The organism is Phyllobacterium sophorae, assembly GCF_003010965.1.
Classification (GTDB): domain Bacteria; phylum Pseudomonadota; class Alphaproteobacteria; order Rhizobiales; family Rhizobiaceae; genus Phyllobacterium; species Phyllobacterium sophorae.
The window spans coordinates 375,309-396,197 of the sequence record NZ_PGGM01000002.1 but is presented as its reverse complement, the minus strand read 5'-3'; the positions used below and the strand labels follow the sequence as shown (position 1 = coordinate 396,197).

Annotated in this window: 23 protein-coding genes; 10 read left to right on the top strand and 13 right to left on the bottom strand. The window is 59.3% G+C overall.

Annotated features, from left to right (window positions below; all coding sequences use genetic code 11):
* Nucleotides 1-16: 16 nt before the first annotated feature.
* Both CU103_RS05830 and CU103_RS05825 read right to left on the bottom strand, forming a co-directional pair.
* A complete protein-coding gene (locus tag CU103_RS05830) occupies nucleotides 17-205 on the bottom strand; it encodes a DUF3008 family protein (RefSeq protein ID WP_106662983.1) in 189 nt (62 codons plus the stop codon).
* Nucleotides 206-421: 216 nt separating this feature from the next.
* On the bottom strand, nucleotides 422-838 hold the full coding sequence (locus CU103_RS05825) for a winged helix-turn-helix transcriptional regulator (RefSeq protein ID WP_106663318.1): 417 nt from the start codon (nucleotides 836-838) through the stop codon (nucleotides 422-424).
* A 146-nt stretch (nucleotides 839-984) separates the two neighbouring features.
* On the opposite strand from CU103_RS05825, the gene CU103_RS05820 reads away from it, so the two are divergent.
* Nucleotides 985-1,626, top strand: coding sequence for an NAD(P)-dependent oxidoreductase (locus CU103_RS05820; RefSeq protein WP_106662982.1), 642 nt, complete (start codon nucleotides 985-987; stop codon nucleotides 1,624-1,626).
* A gap of 159 nt (nucleotides 1,627-1,785) precedes the next feature.
* Nucleotides 1,786-2,850 carry an LLM class flavin-dependent oxidoreductase gene (locus tag CU103_RS05815; protein ID WP_106662981.1) on the top strand — a complete coding sequence of 355 codons (1,065 nt, stop codon included), beginning with the start codon at nucleotides 1,786-1,788 and terminating at the stop codon, nucleotides 2,848-2,850.
* A gap of 74 nt (nucleotides 2,851-2,924) precedes the next feature.
* On the opposite strand, the gene murI is transcribed toward CU103_RS05815, so the two are convergent.
* On the bottom strand, nucleotides 2,925-3,737 hold the full coding sequence (murI, locus tag CU103_RS05810) for a glutamate racemase (RefSeq protein WP_106662980.1): 813 nt from the start codon (nucleotides 3,735-3,737) through the stop codon (nucleotides 2,925-2,927).
* Entirely contained in the window at nucleotides 3,730-4,596 is an 867-nt protein-coding gene (locus CU103_RS05805; protein WP_106662979.1) for an RNA methyltransferase, read from the bottom strand. The genes murI and CU103_RS05805 overlap by 8 nt, the downstream gene beginning before the upstream one ends.
* A 453-nt stretch (nucleotides 4,597-5,049) precedes the next feature.
* Between CU103_RS05805 and CU103_RS05800 the strand changes: the two genes are divergently transcribed.
* The 3 genes from CU103_RS05800 (at nucleotide 5,050) to CU103_RS05790 (ending at nucleotide 8,104) form a co-directional block, all read left to right on the top strand.
* The gene (locus tag CU103_RS05800) at nucleotides 5,050-6,264 is read left to right on the top strand and encodes an NADP-dependent isocitrate dehydrogenase (protein WP_106662978.1); all 1,215 of its coding nucleotides are present in this window, start codon (nucleotides 5,050-5,052) and stop codon (nucleotides 6,262-6,264) included.
* Between the two features lie 139 nt (nucleotides 6,265-6,403).
* The gene (locus tag CU103_RS05795) at nucleotides 6,404-7,642 is read left to right on the top strand and encodes an aminotransferase-like domain-containing protein (RefSeq protein WP_106663317.1); all 1,239 of its coding nucleotides are present in this window, start codon (nucleotides 6,404-6,406) and stop codon (nucleotides 7,640-7,642) included.
* Between the two features lie 138 nt (nucleotides 7,643-7,780).
* Complete coding sequence (locus CU103_RS05790; protein WP_106662977.1) at nucleotides 7,781-8,104, top strand: YciI family protein; 324 nt, start codon at nucleotides 7,781-7,783, stop codon at nucleotides 8,102-8,104.
* Here the strand turns inward: CU103_RS05790 and CU103_RS05785 are convergent.
* From CU103_RS05785 to recA, 3 genes are all read right to left on the bottom strand, one after another.
* On the bottom strand, nucleotides 8,101-8,649 hold the full coding sequence (locus tag CU103_RS05785; protein ID WP_146147749.1) for a hypothetical protein: 549 nt from the start codon (nucleotides 8,647-8,649) through the stop codon (nucleotides 8,101-8,103). The two genes, CU103_RS05790 and CU103_RS05785, sit on opposite strands and share 4 nt — an antisense overlap.
* A 300-nt stretch (nucleotides 8,650-8,949) precedes the next feature.
* Nucleotides 8,950-11,607, bottom strand: coding sequence for an alanine--tRNA ligase (alaS, locus tag CU103_RS05780; RefSeq protein ID WP_106662975.1), 2,658 nt, complete (start codon nucleotides 11,605-11,607; stop codon nucleotides 8,950-8,952).
* Nucleotides 11,608-11,892: 285 nt separating this feature from the next.
* A complete protein-coding gene (recA, locus tag CU103_RS05775) occupies nucleotides 11,893-12,984 on the bottom strand; it encodes a recombinase RecA (RefSeq protein ID WP_106662974.1) in 1,092 nt (363 codons plus the stop codon).
* A gap of 318 nt (nucleotides 12,985-13,302) precedes the next feature.
* Here recA and CU103_RS05770 point away from each other — a divergent pair, with 318 nt between their 5' ends.
* Both CU103_RS05770 and CU103_RS05765 read left to right on the top strand, forming a co-directional pair.
* A complete protein-coding gene (locus tag CU103_RS05770; protein ID WP_106662973.1) occupies nucleotides 13,303-14,277 on the top strand; it encodes a carbohydrate kinase family protein in 975 nt (324 codons plus the stop codon).
* Entirely contained in the window at nucleotides 14,274-15,218 is a 945-nt protein-coding gene (locus CU103_RS05765; protein ID WP_106662972.1) for a pseudouridine-5'-phosphate glycosidase, read from the top strand. Before CU103_RS05770 ends, CU103_RS05765 begins: the two co-directional genes overlap by 4 nt.
* On the opposite strand, the gene CU103_RS05760 is transcribed toward CU103_RS05765, so the two are convergent.
* The 3 genes from CU103_RS05760 to CU103_RS32460 form a co-directional block, all read right to left on the bottom strand.
* The gene (locus CU103_RS05760) at nucleotides 15,211-15,861 is read right to left on the bottom strand and encodes a YiaD family glycine zipper/OmpA-like lipoprotein (RefSeq protein WP_106662971.1); all 651 of its coding nucleotides are present in this window, start codon (nucleotides 15,859-15,861) and stop codon (nucleotides 15,211-15,213) included. The two genes, CU103_RS05765 and CU103_RS05760, sit on opposite strands and share 8 nt — an antisense overlap.
* Before the next feature lie 221 nt (nucleotides 15,862-16,082).
* On the bottom strand, nucleotides 16,083-16,607 hold the full coding sequence (locus tag CU103_RS05755; protein ID WP_210203713.1) for a GNAT family N-acetyltransferase: 525 nt from the start codon (nucleotides 16,605-16,607) through the stop codon (nucleotides 16,083-16,085).
* Nucleotides 16,608-16,819: 212 nt separating this feature from the next.
* A complete protein-coding gene (locus CU103_RS32460) occupies nucleotides 16,820-16,951 on the bottom strand; it encodes a hypothetical protein (RefSeq protein ID WP_280954581.1) in 132 nt (43 codons plus the stop codon).
* Between the two features lie 293 nt (nucleotides 16,952-17,244).
* Between CU103_RS32460 and CU103_RS05745 the strand changes: the two genes are divergently transcribed.
* On the top strand, nucleotides 17,245-17,958 hold the full coding sequence (locus CU103_RS05745) for an SDR family oxidoreductase (RefSeq protein WP_106662969.1): 714 nt from the start codon (nucleotides 17,245-17,247) through the stop codon (nucleotides 17,956-17,958).
* Between the two features lie 9 nt (nucleotides 17,959-17,967).
* Here CU103_RS05745 and CU103_RS05740 read toward each other — a convergent pair whose 3' ends face one another.
* The gene (locus CU103_RS05740) at nucleotides 17,968-18,663 is read right to left on the bottom strand and encodes an ArsR/SmtB family transcription factor (RefSeq protein ID WP_106662968.1); all 696 of its coding nucleotides are present in this window, start codon (nucleotides 18,661-18,663) and stop codon (nucleotides 17,968-17,970) included.
* 130 nt (nucleotides 18,664-18,793) lie between these two features.
* Between CU103_RS05740 and CU103_RS05735 the strand changes: the two genes are divergently transcribed.
* Complete coding sequence (locus tag CU103_RS05735) at nucleotides 18,794-19,123, top strand: NIPSNAP family protein (protein WP_106662967.1); 330 nt, start codon at nucleotides 18,794-18,796, stop codon at nucleotides 19,121-19,123.
* Nucleotides 19,120-19,467, top strand: a complete 348-nt coding sequence (locus CU103_RS05730; RefSeq protein ID WP_106662966.1) for an antibiotic biosynthesis monooxygenase family protein — start codon at nucleotides 19,120-19,122, stop codon at nucleotides 19,465-19,467. The genes CU103_RS05735 and CU103_RS05730 overlap by 4 nt, the downstream gene beginning before the upstream one ends.
* Here the strand turns inward: CU103_RS05730 and CU103_RS31300 are convergent.
* A complete protein-coding gene (locus CU103_RS31300; protein ID WP_162707041.1) occupies nucleotides 19,455-19,604 on the bottom strand; it encodes a hypothetical protein in 150 nt (49 codons plus the stop codon). The genes CU103_RS05730 and CU103_RS31300 overlap by 13 nt on opposite strands.
* A gap of 220 nt (nucleotides 19,605-19,824) precedes the next feature.
* The gene (mbfA, locus tag CU103_RS05720) at nucleotides 19,825-20,808 is read right to left on the bottom strand and encodes an iron exporter MbfA (protein ID WP_106662964.1); all 984 of its coding nucleotides are present in this window, start codon (nucleotides 20,806-20,808) and stop codon (nucleotides 19,825-19,827) included.
* Between the last annotated feature and the right edge of the window lie 81 nt (nucleotides 20,809-20,889).

Sequence of the window (20,889 nt, the reverse complement as noted above, 5' to 3'; positions counted from 1 at the left end):
CGCCCCCGGGACCTGATCAGTGTTTGGTCTTCTTCTTCGGCAGGTTCTTGCGATCGGTCTCGGCAAACTCTTCCAGTTGCTTCTCGCTCATCGAGTCATACATGCTCTTTGACGCGCCCTTGAGCTCGCTTTTCCTGGTCTGTCCGCGCTTGGCGGAAAGCGCCGCACCGGCTGCCTTTTGCTGGGCCTGGGATTTTGCAGGCATTGTCATTCTCCCTGTGAATTGTTGCACAGGGAGAAAAACGCAACCGGCGGATAGGGGTTCCAGCCAGCTCAAACGTTCATGCAGATTATCTCTCCCCTTTGTGGGAGAGAAAGGATTTTCTCGGCTCTCTGGCGATTTCTAGCACTTAGCAAGGGCTAAGACGCTGAAATCGCTTTCTCTCCCGCAAGGGGAGAGATTACGGATCGCTGTTGGTGACTAATCCACCCTTGCTTCATCAAATGCCTCGCGCGCAGCGCGCAAATGATCGCGGTTTTTGACCGCCCATTCACCCAGCGCGCCAATCGGCACCGCAATCGAATGACCGATCTCCGTCAACGCATAGGTAACCTCCGGCGGCGAAGTCGGCTTGACCGTGCGAGTGACCAGGCCGTCACGCTCCAGCGAGCGCAGCGTCACGGTCAACATGCGCTGGGAGATACCCTCGATCATTCGCCGCAGCACGTTAAAGCGGCGCGGACCGGACTGCAGATTGATGATTGTCAGCAGGCTCCACGAATCGCCGATAAGATCAAGCACTTCGCGCATCGGACAGGAGCCGGTACCATCCCATTCCATGGCCGGCATGGTTGCCAGCAGAGGCGTTTTGCCCTCGGTCTTTGCGTGAATACTCATGCCGATCCTCGTCATATTGCCAGGGCGGTTACTTCCGTGTGCCCTGAAACGGAAAAAGTGCGTTCTTCTCAAGCTCCAGCTTCTAGCATACATGGTTATTATTAGTAACCAGAAAACGATGCGTACCTGCATCAAAGGAGAACGAAATGAAGATCGCATTGATTGGTGCCACGGGTTTTGTCGGCGCGGAAATCCTCAAAGAGGCCGTGGCACGCGGCGGCAGCGTCACCGCGCTGGTTCGCAACGTGGACAAGGTGGAAAAGCTGGATGGCGTTACGGCAGTTGAGGCCGACGCTCTCGACACGGCCGATCTCGCCGCCAAGCTTAAAGGCCACGACATCGTCGTTTCCGCCTACAATCCCGGCTGGGGCAACCCGGACATCAAGGCGGTCCACATTGCAGCCAGCAGGTCGATCACCGAAGCAACCAAGCGGGCAGGCATTGGCCGTCTCATCGTTGTCGGCGGTGCGGGCAGTCTTTACAATGAGGCCGGCGGACAATTCGTCGATGGCGAGGGCTTTCCGGCCGAATACAAGGAAGGCGCGCTTGGTGCCCGTCAGGCGCTGAACGATCTGCGCGGCGAGACCGAACTCGGCTGGACCTTCTTGTCGCCGCCTTTCGCCCTCGCTCCGGGTGAGCGTACCGGCAAGTACCGGCTCGGCAAGGACCATCCGGTTTTCGATGCCGAGGGCAAGAGCGCGATCAGCGTCAGCGACCTGGCCGTCGCAATTGTCGATGAGGCGGAAAAGCCGAAGCATATCAAGCAGCGATTTACTGTGGCTTATTGATCTGGAGCGACAGCCGATGCCGGTTATCTCTCCCCACAAGGGGGGAGATAGACCACCCATCCGGTATCCTTTTGGTGCCTCGGCAACCGCGATGTGCGTTCTTCACATCGTCTGAAACTGTGCTTACCTGTGCAGCAACAGTGAACAAAGGGTACACAGATGGAACTCGGCATCTATACATTTGCAGGCATGAGCCCCGATCCTGCGACCGGTGTGGCAATCAGTGCGCACCGGCGCATGCAGAACCTCATCGAAGAGATGGAACTCGCCGATCAGGTCGGGCTCGACGTCTTCGGTATCGGCGAACATCACCGTCCGGATTTCGTCATCTCCACACCGGCGGTTGTGCTGGCAGCGGGCGCGGCACGCACCAGGAATATCCGCCTGACCAGCGCCGTGACCGTCCTGAGCTCCGACGATCCGGTCCGCGTCTTCCAGGAATATGCGACGCTCGACCTCATCTCCTCCGGCCGCGCCGAGATCATGGCCGGACGCGGCTCCTTCATCGAGTCGTTCCCGCTGTTCGGCTACGATCTCAACGATTATGACGAGCTCTTTGCCGAAAAGCTCGACCTGCTCTTGAAGCTGCGCGCCAGCGAACATGTGACGTGGAGCGGCAAGCTGCGCGCGCCGCTCAACAATCTCGGCGTCTATCCGCGCCCGCTGCAGGATCCCTTGCCCGTCTGGATCGCCGTTGGCGGCACACCGGCATCGGTGATCCGCGCCGGCACGCTCGGCCTGCCGCTGGCGGTGGCGATCATTGGCGGCGAGCCGCACCGCTTCGCGCCGCTGGTCGAACTTTACCGCGAGGCAGGCGCCAAGGCTGGCCATGCACCGGAAAAGCTGAAGGTCAGCATCAACTCGCATGGCTACGTCGCCGAGAACTCGCAGGCGGCTTCGGACGAATACTGGCCAAGCTATGAGGTGGTGATGAACAAGATCGGCCGCGAGCGCGGCTGGCCGCCGAGCAATCGCGGCCAGTACGAAGCCGGACGGACGATGCGCGGCGCGCTGCTGGTGGGTTCGCCGCAGGAGGTGATCGACAAGATCATGCTGCAGCACACCTACTTCAAGCATGACCGTTTCATGCTGCAGATCGATCTTGGCAGTCTGCCGCATGCGAACACGCTGAAGGCGATCGAACTGTATGGCACGAAGGTGGCGCCGGTGATCAGGCAGGAGTTGGGTGGCGTGGCGAAGGCTGAGGCGGCGGCAACGGCCTGAGGGCTACTGGAAGATGATGACGGCGTCGTCCCGGCAACCGGAGGTGCGCTGGCGCCTCAGTATGTTCGAATTTTTCAGGCCATCACGCCCGTATCCAGCCCGAAACCCTGCATCAGCCTTCTTGTCGAGAAATCCGGATTGCCGGAGGTGAAGACGGCTATGTCGTCGCCATGTTCCGGCTCGGTGCCCCTGCCGTTCGGTTTGATCAGGGATAGCGCACGGCGGGCGATCGCCTCGGCCGGATCAAGCCAGTCCACCGGCCAGGGTGCAAGGCGCCGGAAAACATTGGCGAGGAAGGGGTAGTGCGTACAGGCCAGCACGACGATATCGGTGCGCTGGCCATCCTTTTCATAGAAGCACGGCGCGATTTCAGCACGAATGGCTTCATCGTCGATAGGATCGCCGCGAATATGTGCTTCGGCGAGGCGAGCGAGATTCTGGCTGCCGACAAGGCGCACATGGCATTTGGTGGCAAAGGACTGGATGAGATCGCGCGTATAGGCGCGCTTCACCGTGCCGGGGGTGGCGAGGACAGTGACGAGACCTGACGACGTGCGCTCCGCCGCAGGCTTGATCGCCGGGACCGTTCCGACGAAGGGTACGTCGGGATAAGCTTTGCGCAGGTCTTCGAGCACCAGAGTGGAGGCTGTATTGCAGGCGATGATCGCGATTTCCGGATCATGCTCGGCGATGAGCCCACCGAAGAGGCCGACGATGCGTGCACGCAATGCGCCCTCCTCCCATTCGCCATAGGGAAAACCCGCATCGTCGGCGATGTAGACAAAGCGCCGCTCCGGCATCAGCACGCGCGCTTCGCGCAACACCGTCAAGCCGCCAATACCGCTGTCGAAGACAAGGATTGGGCGGTCCGTTGTCACATCATTCATCGCTTGATGAATCCCCAGTTTCAGGTTGCCTGGCTTTTTTCTCTGAAGGAACTTTCTGGCGCTTGCGCCCTTCCGGCGCCCCGGAGCCTCGCGGTGTCTTCGGGCTGAAATAATCCAGCGAGACCAGCACGCCGCGCAGAAGCTTCAATTCGGAGTCCGAAAAGCCGGGTCTTGTGAGCACGCCGCGCAGATTGTTGACCATGATCTCCTTGCGCGCCATCGGCCGGAAATAACCGCGCGCCTGCAGCGCGTCCTCGAGGTGGTTAAAGAAGCCCTGCAGCTGTTCCTTGGGCGCGGGCTCGAGCTCCGGGCCGCGAAAGGCGGTGTCGGTGTGCTTCTCGAGACCTGATTTCATCCACTCATAGGACATGAGCAAAACCGCCTGTGCAATATTCAGCGACGAGAATGCCGGATTGACCGGGAACGTCACCAGCTCATCGGCAAGGCTGACTTCGTCATTATTGAGGCCGATGCGTTCCCGCCCGAAAAGAATTCCTGTCTTCTCACCCTTGTTGAAGCGCTGGCGCAAGGTTTGACCGGCCTCAACCGGACCGCGCACCTGCTTGAAGGCATCGCGCTCGCGCGCGGTGGTTGCATAGACGAATTGAAGGTCCTTGATCGCCGACGGCAGATCGTCGAAGACCTGTGCCGCGTCAATGATATGGTCGGCACGGCTGGCGGCGGAGCGTGCCTTGTCATTGGGAAATTCCTCGCGGGGCTTGACCAGACGCAGTTCCGCCAAACCGAAATTTGCCATGGCGCGCGCCACCATGCCGATATTCTCCGGCAGTTGCGGTTCCACCAGAATGATCGCTGGACCTTCTGCAATAAGAGTGCGCTGTCTGTCTGTACCGGCCATTTTCAATCCTTGCTTGACATTGCGCCGTCATAGCTCGCGTTTTTTTGATGAGCAATGCTGCGTATCGATAGTGCCGTTCCACAGCGTTGCGCAATTACCGTGCAAAGGGATGCGCGAAGGTCGATGCCAATTATCTCCCCCCTTGTGGGAGAGAAAGCGATTTCAGCATCTTAGCGTCAGCTAAGTGCCAGACATCGCAAGTGAGGGGCTATTTGGGGTATGAGATAGATACCCACTCTCTTGGATTTTCCAAGGATTTAGCAAGGGCTAAACCCGAGAAAATCCTTTCTCCCCCGCCAAGGGGGAGATAATCGGCATCGACGTCGACGATAACCTTCCTCTTCTTGACCAACTGTCTTTGCGTTCTGCAATCACGGTGCTATAGGGGCGCGAACCCTCATTGAAAACCGATGCTGACATTCCCACACGCAGCAAATTAGAGGCTGAACATCCATGGCAAAGATCAAGGTTGCAAATCCGGTCGTCGAGCTCGATGGCGACGAGATGACTCGCATCATCTGGCAATATATCAAGGACAAGCTGATCCATCCTTACCTCGACATCGACCTGAAATATTACGACCTTGGGATCGAGCACCGCGATGCGACCGACGATCAGGTGACGATCGATGCGGCGAATGCGATCAAGCAATACGGCGTCGGCGTCAAATGCGCCACCATCACCCCGGATGAGCAGCGCGTTGAAGAGTTTGGCCTCAAGAAGATGTGGAAGTCGCCAAACGGCACGATCCGCAACATTCTGGGCGGCGTCATCTTCCGCGAACCGATCATTGCCAAGAACGTTCCCCGCCTGGTGCCGGGCTGGACCCAGCCGATCATCGTCGGCCGTCACGCTTTCGGCGACCAGTACCGCGCGACCGACTTCAAATTCCCCGGCAAGGGCAAGCTGTCGATCAAGTTCGTCGGGGAAGATGGCAAGACCATCGAACACGAAGTCTATGACGCACCAAGCGCCGGCGTTGCCATGGCCATGTATAATCTCGACGACTCCATCCGCGATTTCGCTCATGCCTCGTTCAACTATGCCTATAACCGCGGCGTCCCGTGCTATCTGTCCACAAAGAACACTATCCTCAAGGCCTATGACGGCCGCTTCAAGGATATCTTCCAGGAAGTGTTCGATGCTGAATTCAAGGACAAGTTCGCGGCCAAGAAGATCACCTATGAGCATCGCCTGATCGACGACATGGTGGCTTCGGCGCTGAAGTGGTCCGGCGGCTATGTCTGGGCCTGCAAGAACTATGATGGCGACGTTCAGTCCGACATCGTGGCCCAGGGCTTCGGTTCGCTCGGCCTGATGACTTCGGTTCTCATGACGCCGGACGGCCAGACAGTGGAAGCCGAAGCGGCGCACGGCACAGTGACGCGTCACTACCGCCAGCACCAGAAGGGCGAGGAAACTTCGACGAACTCCATCGCCTCGATCTTCGCCTGGACACGTGGCCTCGCCCACCGCGCCAAGCTCGACGGCAATGCGGAACTCGAACGCTTCAGCCATACGCTTGAGAAGGTCTGCGTCGACACGGTCGAAGCCGGCTACATGACCAAGGACCTGGCGCTGCTCATCGGCCCGGACCAGCCCTGGCTGTCCACGACAGGTTTCCTCGACAAGATCAACGAAAACCTGTCGAAGGCCATGGCTGCCTGAGGCACGTCCCATTACAAATTGAAAAAGCCCCGGTTTGCCGGGGCTTTTTTTCATGAAAGTCTCAACAAAATACGACAGCATTATTGACATATTATGCTATTTGCAGTCGAGTGAGCCGCCGGAATTCGTGGAGGATGCAATGAACAACTGGGATGCCAGATACGCCGCGCGCGCCAACAAGATGCGCGCTTCGGAGGTTCGTGAACTGCTCAAGCTGCTTGACCAGCCGGACATCCTTTCCTTTGCTGGCGGCATCCCCGATCCGGCGCTGTTCCCCAAGGATGCGATCCGCGCCGCCTATGATGACCATTTGGGCGAGAGTGCGGACACTGCCCTGCAGTATTCTGTCAGCGAAGGCTACAAGCCGCTGCGCGAATGGCTGGTGCGGCACATGGCGTCGCTGGGTGTCGCCTGCACGATCGACAATATCATCATCACCACCGGGTCGCAGCAGGCGCTCGACTATCTCGGCAAGCTGTTCGTATCCCCCGGCGACACGATCCTCACGACGTGGCCGACCTATCTCGGTGCGCTGCAAGCCTTCAATGCCTATGAGCCGCGCTATGACCGCCTGATCCCGGAAGGCGGCAACATGACCCCGGCCGCCTACCGCGCCAACGCACAGGCAGCAGGTGGCCAGGTCAAGCTGGCCTATCTGACCGCAGATTTTTCCAACCCGACCGGCGAAACCATCAGCAGCAACGATCGCGTGAAACTGGTTAACCTCGCCCATGAGCTGGACATTCCGCTCATCGAGGACGCCGCCTATCAGGCCCTGCGCTTCGAGGGAGAGAATGTTCCCTCGATGCTGGCACTGGATATCGAGCGCGAAGGCCATATCGACCGCACCCGCGTTGTCTATTCCGGCAGTTTTTCGAAAACCCTGACGCCCGGTCTGCGCGTCGGCTGGGTCTGCGCGGCGCAGCCGGTCATCACCAAACTGGTGCTGATCAAGCAGGCCGCAGACCTGCACAGCCCGACCATCAACCAGATGGTCATCCAACATGTTGCGGAACGGCATTTCGACAATCAGGTTGAAAGGGCCCGCGCCCACTACCGGGAGCGCCGCGACTACATGCTGCAAGCCTTGACGCGCCATATGCCGGAAGGGGTGACATGGACAAAGCCGGAAGGCGGAATGTTCGTCTGGCTGACCCTGCCCTCCGGCATGGATGGCGCGCAGCTGCTGGCACGATCGATCGAACAAATTCGCGTGGCATTTGTGCCAGGTAGCGCCTTCCACGCCGACGGAAGCGGCAGGAACACCATACGTTTGAATTTTTCGCTGCCGAATGCCGAGATTATCGAAACGGGTATGTCCCGGCTTGGTGCGCTGATCGCAAGCGAGATGAAGGCCGGCGAGAAACTCGCAAGCTAGATCGCTGAATACTTGCGCTGTTTTAGCCATAGGGCGCCAACAATCGCCTCGCGGTGCGGTCTTTTGCGAAAAACCGTGCCGCGATGGGCCATTATGAAGTATCATCCATCGCCACCGCCAGGAACAGGGAGCGAGACGATGACCAAGCAGCAGTTCTTTTTCCGGCTTATCCCGCCGCGCCCGACCTTTGCCGAAGACATGGATGATGACGAACAGGAATTGATGCGCCAGCACATGACTTATGTGGGCGAGTACTTCGAGGCCGGAACCGTGCTGGCCTACGGGCCGGTTCGAGATCCTGACGGATGGTTTGGCATCGCCTTGCTGGAGGTGCTGCACCCCGACGAGGCCATACAATTTGCGGAAAATGATCCGACTGTGCTGGCGGGATTGAACAGCTACAGCATCGCTCCAATGCATATCGCCGCAGCGCGCGGCTTTCGTGCGGAGCCATCTGCTTAACCCGGCTCGGCTTCATCGGGCGTTGCTATTTCGAGGGTTTGATTTGCTGGGGCATCCCCACCTGCACTGCTGCTGGTCGCGTTGAGCTTGACTTGAAGACCTAATACTTCGCTGAACGCCTGAGGCGGAATTTGACCGGTAACGTCTCCAGCCTTTCCACTCAACTCAAATTCGAAGCCATTGACGGCCGCGGAATGGAATTCGGATTCGCTCAGGATTACAGCACCGACTTCCTTCGCCAGGCAACCGCGACAGCCCCTTTTGACACTTCCACCTTTGATGTAGCGAAACTTCTTGCCGAAGCTCCAGGCTTCGTTAATGCCTATCTTGTCATCGCTGCCGTATACCGTGGAGAATCCGTAATCGGAATTAGACGAGATAAATGCCCGGATGACCAGCTCACCGGTACTTGCCCGGATATTGTGGTACGAGCCATAGGCCATGCTGGAACCAGTGTGAACGTCGCTTTCTATGTGCGGCGGGCGGCTGGCTACACAGGACGTCAGGCCGACGACAATCAATGCCAGGCTTAGTAAGCGCTTCACGATTTCTCCCGTGGTCAACCGAAAAAACAGGGTTCCAAGTGCATTTCTGTCAGGCGAAAGCTTGCGATGATGCTGCTCAACGACGCCCTAAAACTGGCGTTTTGTTAGAGAGCGCATTGAAAGTGGACAGGTTAGTCGGTGAAAATGGATCAAGTAATTCTCAGTAGTATTCTGGCACAGTAAAAAGCAAATACGCAAGTATTGAGACCTCAACAATAAGTCTCAAATACCAATAAATATCCAATAACAACTTGAGATAGTTTCCAGCCGCGCGTTACACGCGGCTGGTGAGCAGAAAGATTATCCGGCCAAAGCTTCACGCACGGCGGAGACGGCTGCTTCGGCCTTCGAGCCATCCGGCCCGCCAGCCTGGGCCATGTCAGGACGGCCACCGCCGCCTGCCCCGCCAAGCGCCGCAGAGGCAACGCGCACGAGATCGACAGCACTGAACTTGCCGACGAGATCGTCGGTGACACCGACAACCGCGCTGGCCTTGCCATCTTCCGACACGCCGATGAAGGTAACAACACCGGAGCCAACGGTCTTCTTCGCATCGTCGGCCAGCGGCTTCAGATCACGCGGATTGACACCGCTGACCACCTTGCCGATGAAACCCACGCCATTGACGGTCTCGGATTGCGCGCCGCCCGAAGCGGAACCGCCGCCGAGAGCCAACTGCTTGCGTGCCTCCGTCAGCTCGCGCTCGAGCTTGCGGCGCTCATCCATCAGCGCCGTGACACGCGACAGCGCATCGGCGGGCGACGACTTCAGTACACCGGCGATCGCCTTGACGCGCTCGTCCTGTTCTTCGAGGTAACGGCGGGCAGCCTCGCCCGTCAGCGCTTCGAGACGGCGCACACCGGCAGCGACCGCACCTTCGGAGACGACGCGGATAAGGCCGATGTCACCGGTGGCGCGCACATGGGTGCCGCCACACAACTCGGTCGAATAGCTCTTGCCGGCCTTGTCGCCATGCAGCGCCGTGCCCATGGAAACCACGCGCACCTCATCGCCATATTTTTCGCCGAACAGCGCCATGGCGCCTTCCTTGATCGCATCATCGACTGCCATCAGGCGCGTCGTTACCGGCGCGTTCTGCAGCACGATCTCGTTGGCGAGATCCTCGATGACGGCGAGTTCCTTTTCCGAAATCGGCTTCGGATGCGAGAAGTCGAACCGCAGGCGGTCCGGGGCGACCAGCGAACCCTTCTGTGCCACGTGGGTGCCGAGCGTCTCGCGCAGGGCCTCATGCAGCAGGTGGGTCGCCGAATGGTTGGAGCGGATGCGGGTGCGGCGCGTGCCATCGACGCTGAGCTCCACCGGCGCATCGACCTTCACGGTGCCCTTGGTCACCTTGCCAATATGGACGAAGACATCGTTCTTCTTCTGCGTGTCGGTAATCGTCACGCTGAATCCATCGCCGGTAATCGTGCCGGTGTCACCCTGCTGGCCACCGGATTCGCCATAGAACGGGGTCTGGTTGACGACGATGGACACAGCTTCGCCTGTCCCGGCGCTTTGAACAAGCGCGCCGTCCTGCACGATCGCGGTGATGATGCCTTCGGCTTTTTCTGTCTCATAGCCAAGGAATTCGGTGGCACCGGCCTTGTCGCGCACGGAGAACCACACGGTTTCCGTAGCGGCATCGCCGGAACCGGCCCAGCTGGCGCGGGCTTCCGCCTTCTGCCGCTCCATGGCGGCCGCAAAGCCATCCGAATCGACGGTGATCCCGCGCTGGCGCAATGCATCCTGCGTCAGGTCGAGCGGGAAGCCGAATGTATCGTAGAGCTTGAACGCGGTTTCGCCGTCCAGACTGTCCCCCTCGCCCATCTTTTCCGTCGCATCGCCAAGCAGGCTCAGGCCACGCTCAAGCGTCTTGCGAAAACGCTTTTCTTCCAGTTCCAGTGTTTCCGAGATCAGCGATTCCGCGCGGATCAGTTCCGGATAGGCCTGGCCCATTTCGCGCACAAGTGCCGGCAGCAGGCGCCACATCAACGGATCCCTGGCACCAAGCAGCTGCGCATGGCGCATGGCGCGGCGCATGATACGGCGCAGGACATAACCGCGGCCCTCATTGGAGGGCAGAACACCGTCGGCGATGAGGAAGCTCGACGACCGCAGATGATCGGCGATAACGCGGTGGCTGGCGCGGAACTTGCCCTCGGCTTTCACACCTGTCGCCTCTTCCGACGCGTGGATCAGCGTCTGGAACAGATCGATATCGTAATTGTCGTGCTTGCCCTGCAGAACCGCGGCGAGACGCTCGAGACCCATGCCAGTGTCGATGGACGGACGCGGCAGATCAATGCGCTCTTCCTTCGTTACCTGCTCGAACTGCATGAAGACGAGGTTCCAGATCTCGATGAAGCGGTCGCCGTCTTCATCGGCGCTGCCGGGAGGACCGCCCCAGATGTCTTCGCCATGGTCGTAGAAAATCTCCGAACACGGACCGCACGGGCCGGTATCGCCCATCGCCCAGAAATTGTCGCTGGTGGCAATGCGGATGATGCGATCCTCAGGCAGGCCTGCGATCTTCTTCCAGAACCCGGCAGCGGCATCGTCGGTGTGGTAGACGGTGACCGTCAGCTTGTCCTTGGGAAGGCCGAACTCCTTGGTGATCAGATTCCAGGCGAGCGATATCGCCTCTTCCTTGAAGTAGTCGCCGAAGGAGAAATTCCCGAGCATCTCAAAGAAAGTGTGGTGGCGAGCAGTATAGCCGACATTATCGAGGTCATTGTGCTTGCCGCCAGCGCGCACGCATTTCTGCGACGTGGTGGCGCGGTTGTAGGGGCGCTGCTCGATGCCGGTAAAAACATTCTTGAACTGGACCATGCCCGCATTGGTGAACATCAGCGTCGGATCATTGCGCGGAACAAGCGGGCTCGACGCCACGATCTCATGGCCGTTCTTCTTGAAATAGTTCAGAAATGTCGACCGGATCTCGTTGACGCCACTCATGTTTCTTAGCCTCTGACTTCTTTTTATCCAAAGCGGAATTGGCCCCTTCTCACATCGAAGGGGCGGACCGCAACGCTTGTAGCGACAGGGCTGCCCGCTGTCCAGAAAATCCCTGATGCCGTGGTTCGACAAGCGCACCAGGCGGATGCCGGTGCCTGGCATTACGCGGCGCGGTTACTGCTTGACGTTGCAAGGAGTGAACCGCTTTGCGAACAAAAAAACCCGCAGCCAGAGCCTGGCTGCGGGTTTTAAAATCAGAGACGGGAAACCGCCTGTCTTGAGAGATCAGCCTTCGGCGGCCTCGGGACCATCATCCTCAGTGTCGTCGGGCCCTTTGTCGAGCATCTGCTCGGAAATGAGTCCGGCATTCTGGCGCAGCACCACTTCGATCTCGTTGGCGATTTCCGGGTTTTCCTTGAGGAACAGTTTCGCATTGTCGCGGCCCTGGCCAAGACGCTGCGAATTATAGGAGAACCAGGAACCGGATTTTTCCACGATACCGGCCTTGACGCCGAGATCCACCAGCTCGCCGGTCTTGGAAACGCCTTCGCCATACATGATGTCGAATTCGACCTGCTTGAAGGGCGGCGCCAGCTTGTTCTTAACGACCTTGACGCGGGTCTGGTTGCCGACAACCTCGTCACGCTCTTTCAGCGAGCCGATGCGGCGGATATCGAGACGGACCGAAGCATAGAACTTCAGCGCATTGCCGCCTGTCGTGGTTTCGGGCGAGCCGAACATCACGCCGATCTTCATGCGGATCTGGTTGATGAAGATGACCATGCAGTTGGAGCGGGAAATCGAGGCGGTCAGCTTGCGCAGCGCCTGGCTCATCAGACGCGCCTGCAGGCCCGGCAGGCTGTCGCCCATCTCGCCTTCGATTTCCGCACGTGGCGTCAGGGCGGCAACCGAATCGACGACCAGAACGTCGATCGCACCGGAACGCACCAGCGTATCGGTGATCTCGAGCGCCTGCTCGCCGGTATCCGGCTGCGAAATCAGCAGGTTTTCCAGATCGACGCCCAGCTTGCGGGCATAGACAGGATCGAGCGCATGTTCGGCATCGACGAAGGCGCAAATGCCGCCCTTCTTCTGCGCCTCGGCAATGGTGTGCAGGGCGAGCGTCGTCTTGCCCGAGCTTTCCGGTCCGTAAATCTCGACAATGCGGCCTTTCGGCAATCCGCCGACGCCAAGGGCAATATCCAGTGACAGCGAGCCGGTCGGGACCGTTTCGATCTCCACCACCTGCTCATTACGGCCAAGCCGCATGATCGAGCCCTTACCAAAGGCCCTTTCGATCTGGGACAATGCCGCGTCCAGTGCTTTCGTTTTATCCACCGAATTACCCTCAACCAACCGCAAAGAATTTTGAGCCATGTTACACTACCCCTGTGTTATCCATGAAGTACGGATGTTCCTGAATCTGAACTTATTTGTATCTGTTTTGTTCTTATTTGGCAACAGGCTTAACTCATTGTAAATAAACAATAACTTAAAAATGTTCGCAAAATGTTCTTTTTGTCAGGATCATATGCCGCACGCATGATCTGCAGCCGGACCGGCGGGCTGCGGGGTAAAGTTCCTGCGGCGAATTCGAATCGCCTGAATGATTGCGTCCGGCCATCCGCCGTTCTAGGACAAGAGCGAAACCAAAGCCTCGCAACTTGAAGTTTTACCCCGGATAAGCGATCAACCATGACATCAACGATAAAACCGCTGCTCTTCGCTGTCGGCGGCGCCCATCTCGATCGGCGCGGCCAAAGCAGCGTGCCATTCGTGCCGGGCGCATCCAATCCTGGCATTATGCGCGAGGAGCCCGGCGGCGGCGTGTTCAACGCACTCCGGCTCGCGGTGCAGCGCGGTGTCTCAGCCGAAATCCTCTCGGTGCGCGGCGGCGACAGGATCGGCGACATGATCGGCGCGGCGATCCAGACCGCAGGGATCAAGGATGGCTCCGCCGTGTATATGGACCGGGCAACGCCGAGCTATACCGCCATCCTCGACGAGCACGGCGATGTGGTCGCCGGCATTGCCGATATGGAGCTTTACGAGCTGGCGCTGCCAAGGCAGCTGCTGCGGCGCAAGGTACGGGACTCGATCGCCCTGGCCGATGCTGTCTTCTGCGATGCCAACCTGCCGCCGGATGCGCTGCAGCGGCTGGCCGGTCTGGCCGGCGACCGGCCGCTGTTTGCGCTGGCAATTTCACCGGCCAAGGTTTCGCGTCTGGCGCCGGTCTTCGGCAGTCTCACCTGCCTGTTCATGAACCGGCGCGAGGCGCGGGCATTGACGGGGCTCGGGTCCGATGCGGCGTTGAGCGACATATATGCGGCGTTGCGCGCAAAGGGCCTGTGCGGCGCGATCGTCAGCAACGGCGGCGATGCCGCCCTCGCTTTTTCCGGCGGCGATGCGTTTTCGATCGTGCCGCCTGCGGTGAACGGTATTGCCGACGTTACCGGTGCTGGAGATGCGCTGGCGGGCGGGACGATTGCCGCGCTGATGCGCGGTACCGCATTTCCTGAAGCCGTGCGCGAAGGCATGGCCGCTTCCATGCTGACATTGCAAACGCACTCGGCGAGCCCGCGTTTTTCATCACACCAATTCGAAAGTGCACTTGCGTGCATCCCGGCTGTAGTCTCCCTCTCAGCTGAAAGAAAAAGGAAACGGCCATGACGACCAGAGCTCTCAACCCCTTCACCGATATCGCCCCCGAAGTGCAAGAAGCGCTGGACGCTGGCAGGCCGGTGGTTGCGCTGGAAAGCACGATCATCACCCACGGCATGCCCTACCCGGACAACAGCCGCATGGCGGCGGATGTCGAGGCAATCATCATCGCGGAAGGCGCGGTCCCGGCAACCATCGCTATTGTCGATGGCCGCCTGAAGATCGGCCTGTCGGCCGAGGAGCGCGAGGCGCTGGCCCAGGTCAAGGGCGCCATGAAACTCTCCCGCGCCGATCTCGCCTTTGCGCTAGCGGAAGGCCGCACCGGCGGCACGACAGTCGCGGCGACAATGCTGGCGGCGCACCTTGCCGGCATCAAGGTCTTTGCCACCGGCGGCATTGGCGGTGTGCACAAGGGAGCGGAGCAGAGCTTCGACATTTCCGCCGATCTGGAAGAGCTTGGCCGCACGCCGGTCATCGTTGTCTCGGCCGGAGCCAAGGCGATTCTGGATATTGAGAAAACGCTGGAAGTGCTTGAAACCAAGGGCGTTCCGGTCGTGGTCCATGGCTCGGACGTCTTGCCGGCGTTCTGGTCGCGGGAAGCTATTTTCAACGGGGCACCGCTCAAGGCGCCGCTGCGTCTCGATACGGCTGAAGCCATCGCCAAATTCCAGGCGGCGCGCGATGCCATCGGCGTCGTCGGCGGCATGCTGATCGCCAACCCGATACCTGAGACAAGCGAAATCCCGGCGGGGATCATGAGCGGGTATATTAGCGAGGCGATTACCCGCGCCACGAAAAACGGCGTCACCGGCAAGGCGGTGACGCCCTATCTGCTTGCGGAAATGCTCGACATCACCAAGGGAACCAGCCTCAAGGCGAACATTGCCCTCGTCGAGAACAATGCGCGCCTTGCAGCCAAGATTGCCGTGGCGCTGTCCGCGCTCAGGTGAGCGGCGCGATCGAGAGCTCGACGCGGCGGTTCTGGGCGCGGCCGGCCTCGGTGGCATTGGTCGCGACAGGCTCCGTCGGGCCATAGCCCTGAACGGCAAAGCGGCGGTTGTCGATGCCCTGCTGCGTCAGGTAGTTGGAAACCGACAGTGCGCGCCGCTCCGACAGGAGCTGGTTGTGCTGCAGGCTGCCGGTGGAGTCCGTATGGCCGGCGACATCGACCGTGGTCTGGTCAAACTTGCGCAGGACGATGGCAACGGAATTCAGCGTCTCGAAGAATTGCGGCTTCACCTGGTCCTGATCGGTGTTGAACGTGATGTTGGACGGCATGTTGAGGATGATCCGGTCGCCATTGCGCGTAACCGAAACGCCGGACCCCTGCAGCTGCGCGCGCAGCTCCGATTCCTGACGATCCATGTAGTTGCCGATAGCGCCGCCGCCGAGCGCACCGATGCCGGCGCCGATCAGCGCATTGCGGCGGTCATTGCCGCCCGCCAGCATGCCGAGTCCGGCACCCGCAATCGCGCCCAGCGCCACGCCGCCCGCGGTGTTCGACACCTTCTGCTGACCCGTATAGGGATCCGTCGTCGTGCAGCCCGCAAGAAAGGTCGCTGCAAGGCAGCAGATGGCAAGTTTCTTCATCATGGAATCAGGTCCCCGGTTGGATGTGGCCCGGAATATACAATCGATTCGGGCAAAAGAAGGGAGAGGAAAAAGGAGGCGCAGTGTGAATGAAATTCGTCCCCTCCGGCAGAATAGGGAATTGCGGCCATCATGGCACTGGGCTCCGCATTAATATTGCTGATGGTCGTCATCCAGGAAATCGGGAACCGCAGAATTCCGGTAACTTCGGGCGACCCGCCAAATCAAATCCCCCTCACCCGCGCCATCGCAAAGGCATCGGCAAAACGCCCTTCCCGGAAGGCGTAGGCCTTCAGCAGTCCTTCCGTCTCGAATCCGAATTTTTCATAGAGACGGATGGCCGGGGCATTGTCCGCGAAGACCGTCAGCTCGATACGCCTGATGTTCAGCCAGTTGTCCGCTGCGTCGATCAAGGCGCCAAGCAAAGCCTTGCCGATGCCCTGGCCGGTAAACTGGTCATGCACGCCGATGCCGAGATCCGCCGCGTGCAGGCGCCGTCCTTCAAGCCGTTGCAAGCCGGCGACGCCAACAATCTGTCCGTCGATCTCGGCAACGATGCTCAGCGTGCCGCTGCCATGGCTCTCGAGCCATTTTCGCGTGTGTTCCAGACTTTGATAGGGCAAGCGCAGGGTACCGGCACGATAGAGCGGCAGGTTCGAGAGAGTGGTTATCTGTTCGAAATCCGTGACGCGGGTGGACCGGATGGATAATCCGCCGGCATTGGATGGGGAAATGGAAGGATCAGGCATTTGGCTCTCCATTGTCTATGAGGAGAGCAGGACCGGACCCCGCGCGCCTCAGTGGCAGGGTCTGGTGAAACTTCGCGTCAATTTCAGCGCAACAGCTTTCCACCACCCCTGAAGGGGAGGACAGAGCAAGCCATCATGGTGATCGAGCGAATGGTCATGGCGTTGATCATTCCTTATTCGCGCCAGGCTTTCAATAAGCTTTCAACGCAGCGCTAAAGAATCTTCATGAGTGTTGCCAGAACACCGAATCCGACAGCCATCATCACACCGAGACGCAACGTCAGCGCCAGCGTTTGAGCTGTCAGAGCAGCTGCCAGATCGGACCTGGTAACGAGTTCGGACATGATGAAATCCCCCGCAGCTTCGGCATGGGCTTCTGCGTGGCCTTGGTACACACCATTTTCACGCAAGCGCTTTGCATATCCACGACTATCAAAAGCTATCGCCATCGTCATGTATTTTCGTGATTGCCGTTTGAAGACTTCTCACAATTATCTCAACAAATTCAATTCGACTTTTGACGCATTTTCTCAACGCAGTTCAAAATATTTGAGCATCGCCGCAAGGTGAATTCGTTTGCGTGAGCCGCAGCGATCAAACATGCTCGGCACCATTCCAAACATTGAAAGGCCAGATCATGACTGACACCTCACAGGCTCCCGTCGCAATCATCACCGGCGGAGGACGCGGCATGGGCGCTGCTATTGCCCGCGAACTGCACGAACGTGGCTATCGCCTTGGCCTGATGTCGCCTTCCGGCAGTGCGGTGGAACTGGCCGCCGAGCTGGGCGGCGCCGGCATCAAGGGTTCGGCAGGCGAAGCCAAGGATCTTGAGGCTTTGGTCGCCAGGACGGTCGAGGCCTATGGCCGCGTCGATGCCGTGGTGAACTTCACCGGCCATCCGCCGAAGGGCGATCTCCTCGACATTACCGACGAAAATTGGATCGAGGGCAATGACCTGATGGTCCTGAGCGTCGTACGCATGGCGCGGCTGGTGACGCCCTATATGCTGAAGCAGGGCAAGGGCGCCTGGGTGAACCTCACGACATTCGCCGCCTTCGAGCCGAGCCTGGTATTCCCGGTGTCCTGCGCCTACCGCGCTGCCGTGGGTGCCTATACCAAGCTTTATTCCGATCGCTATGGCGCCGATAACATCCGCATGAATGCGCTACTGCCGGGATACATCGACAGTCTCGACCACAAGCCGGGAACCGAAGACAAGGTGCCCATGAAGCGGCTTGGCACCATGGCGGAGATCGCCAAGACGACGGCATTCCTGCTGTCAGACGATGCAGGCTATATCACCGGCCAGAACATTCGCATCGATGGCGGCATCACCAGACATGTTTAAGCCGGACGACTAGGAGAGATTGACGCCAAAGGTCTCGCGCAATTGTCTCTGGCCGTTCGGCGTTACGGAGACGGCGCGGGTGCCCTCGATTCGCCTGATCCAGCCATTGTCGAAGCAATGGCTGCACAGCGCCGCGCCGATTGCGCCGGCAAGGTGCGGGCGGCGTTCGCTCCAGTCGAGGCAGGGGCGGCACAGGATACGCCCGCGCCTGACGGTGATCGCCTCGATATCGATACCGGCACGATCGAAGAGCGCGCGACCGCTATCCGTCACCTCGCCCGCATCGAGGCCAAGATCGAGATGCCCGGCATCGATGAGGGCATCGGTCATCGAAACACCCAGATGACCGGCCAGATGATCGTAGCAGGTGCGCCCTGCCCTGAGCGCTGCATCACGCGGACCGGTCCGGACCGGCTTGGCGGTAATCTCCGGTGCTGCGAGCCGCATGATGCTCTCGATCATCTGTGCCACGGCCGGGGACGCCAGCCGGTGGTAGCGGTGCCGGCCCTGCTTCTCCACGGCAAGCAGGCCAGCCTCTGTCATGCGTGTAAGGTGGCTGCTGGCGGTTTGCGCGGTTACACCGGCGAGCTGCGCCAGTTCCGATGCCGTCAGCGCCCGGCCATCCATCAGCCCGTTCAGCATGCTCGCCCGGCCAGGATCACCGGCGAGCGCTGCTATTTCCGCAAATCTGGCATTGTTCGACATGGTATTTTCCGTTGGTGTTGCCCGGCAAATCTAGGTCGTCGCGGTGACGAATGCTTCGAAAACGCTCGAAGTATCAAGCACTATTGCTGCTTATAAGAATGGTCAACCCACACGCAAAGGAGTGACCATAATGACCATCACATGTTTCATCCAATACGACATCGACCCCTATCAGAAGGATGCTTTCGAGGAATATGCGCGCAATTGGAACGAGGCGATACCGCGCTGCGGCGCAGACCTCATCGGATACTATGCGCCGCATGAAGGTTCTGCCACACTCGCCTATGCTGCCTACAACATCGAAAACCTGGCAGCCTATGAGGCTTACCGCGCGCGCCTCATGGCCGATCCGCAGGGGCGCGCCAATTATGAGTTCTCCAGAGAGAAGAAATTCATCCGGCGTGAGGATCGCACATTTCTGCGCCTCATTACCGGAACGAACGGAGGTCTGATCAGATGATTGCGGTGATTTTCGAAGTGGAGCCTGCCGAGGGGCGGGGCAAGGATTATTTCGACCGGGCAGCGAATCTGCGTCCGCTGCTGGAGACGATGGACGGATTCATTTCAGTGGAACGGTTTCGCAGCCTTGCCAACGAGAACCGTTATCTGTCGCTCTCTTTCTGGCGTGACGAAGCGTCAGTAGCGGCTTGGCGCCAGACCGAGGAACATCGTATGGCCCAGCGTGACGGTCGCGCCGGGATCTTTGCCGATTACCGGCTGCGGATTGCGTCCGTTGTGCGTGACTATGGCTTGCGAGCCCGTGATGAGGCCCCGCTTGATGCGCGCACTTATCATGATGCTTGAACGCCGTGGCCGTGATTGCGCTGGGCACATGCCGGTCCCGGACCACGCATATAGTGGCGTTCGGGCCGGTAGCTCGGCACAATGAATTCGCGGACGACGCGAAGCGTATCGCGCAGCTGGATAATCATGGTCATCATTTTGGTCTCTTGGTTCTGGCTGGCCGGGCAAACGCCGGTAGCGATCAATTAGCTAAAATTTAACTCATAAAGATGAACGCCTCCTGAACGGCGTTGGTTAAAATGAGATAAATTCATGAAAAATTAGCCTTAACTAGTTGGGCAATAAAGTTTTTTTCAAACTTGAAAGAGCGCAAATTCGTCCCTGTTCCGGTGGATCTGGGTGATTCGGCTCCGGATATCAGGCGTTGCCGATCAGGATGCCCGTCGCCAATACAAGGCTGCCCCCGAGCACGACCTGAATCGCTGCGCGAAAGAACGGCGTTTCCATGAAACGGTGCTGGATATAGGCGATGGCCCAAAGTTCAACGAAGACCACAAGAGCCGCGATGGTCGTTGCCGTCCAAAAATCCGGGATCAGGTAAGGCAAAGCATGACCGAGGCCGCCGATTGCGGTCATCAGGCCATTGGCGAGGCCGCGCTTCAATGGCGACCCGCGGCCGGACAACTTGCCGTCATCATGCGCGGCTTCGGTGAAACCCATGGAAATGCCGGCGCCAAGCGAGGCCGACAGGCCGACGAGAAACGTCTGCCATGTATCCTGCGTGGCAAAGGCGGCTGCAAAGATCGGCGCGAGGGTCGATACCGAACCATCCATCAGTCCCGCTAAACCAGGCTGGATCCAGGTCAGAATGAATTGACGCCGCTCGGTCTGTTTCTCGACCTCCTGCACGTCTTCCGGGGTATGCTGGACACCGAGACGATGTGCCAGCGATTCATGCACCTTTTCGGCGGCGGCCAGGTCGCCGAGCAGCCTGCGTGTCGAGGCATCGCGGACAAGTTTCACCGCTTCCGTATAGAAGCGGTAGGCCTGCTCTTCCATTTTTTCGGCCATATCCCGCACCCTGTCGATGCCAAGCGGACGCACGAGCCAGTCCGGCTTGCGCTCAAGGTAACCCGTCACATGCTCGCGGCGAATGAGCGGTATCTGGTTGCCAAAACGCTGCTGATGCAGGTCGATCAATGACTGGCGATGACCGTTTTCCTCCTCGGCCATCTCCTCGAATACCTTGGCACTCTGCGGGAAGTTCTCGCGCAGACCGTCCGCATAGGCGAGATAGATGCGCGCATCGTCCTCCTCGGAGGAAATGGCGAGTGCCAGGATTTGCTGTTCAGACAGGGAAGCGAGGTCATGGCGGCGGTGACCGAAGAAACGGCTAAGCATGATGCGATCCAAAATTAGAATAGTTCTAAACTATAGGGACTCGGGGATTGATTCAAGCCCTGATCCCAGGTTTTGCGCCCA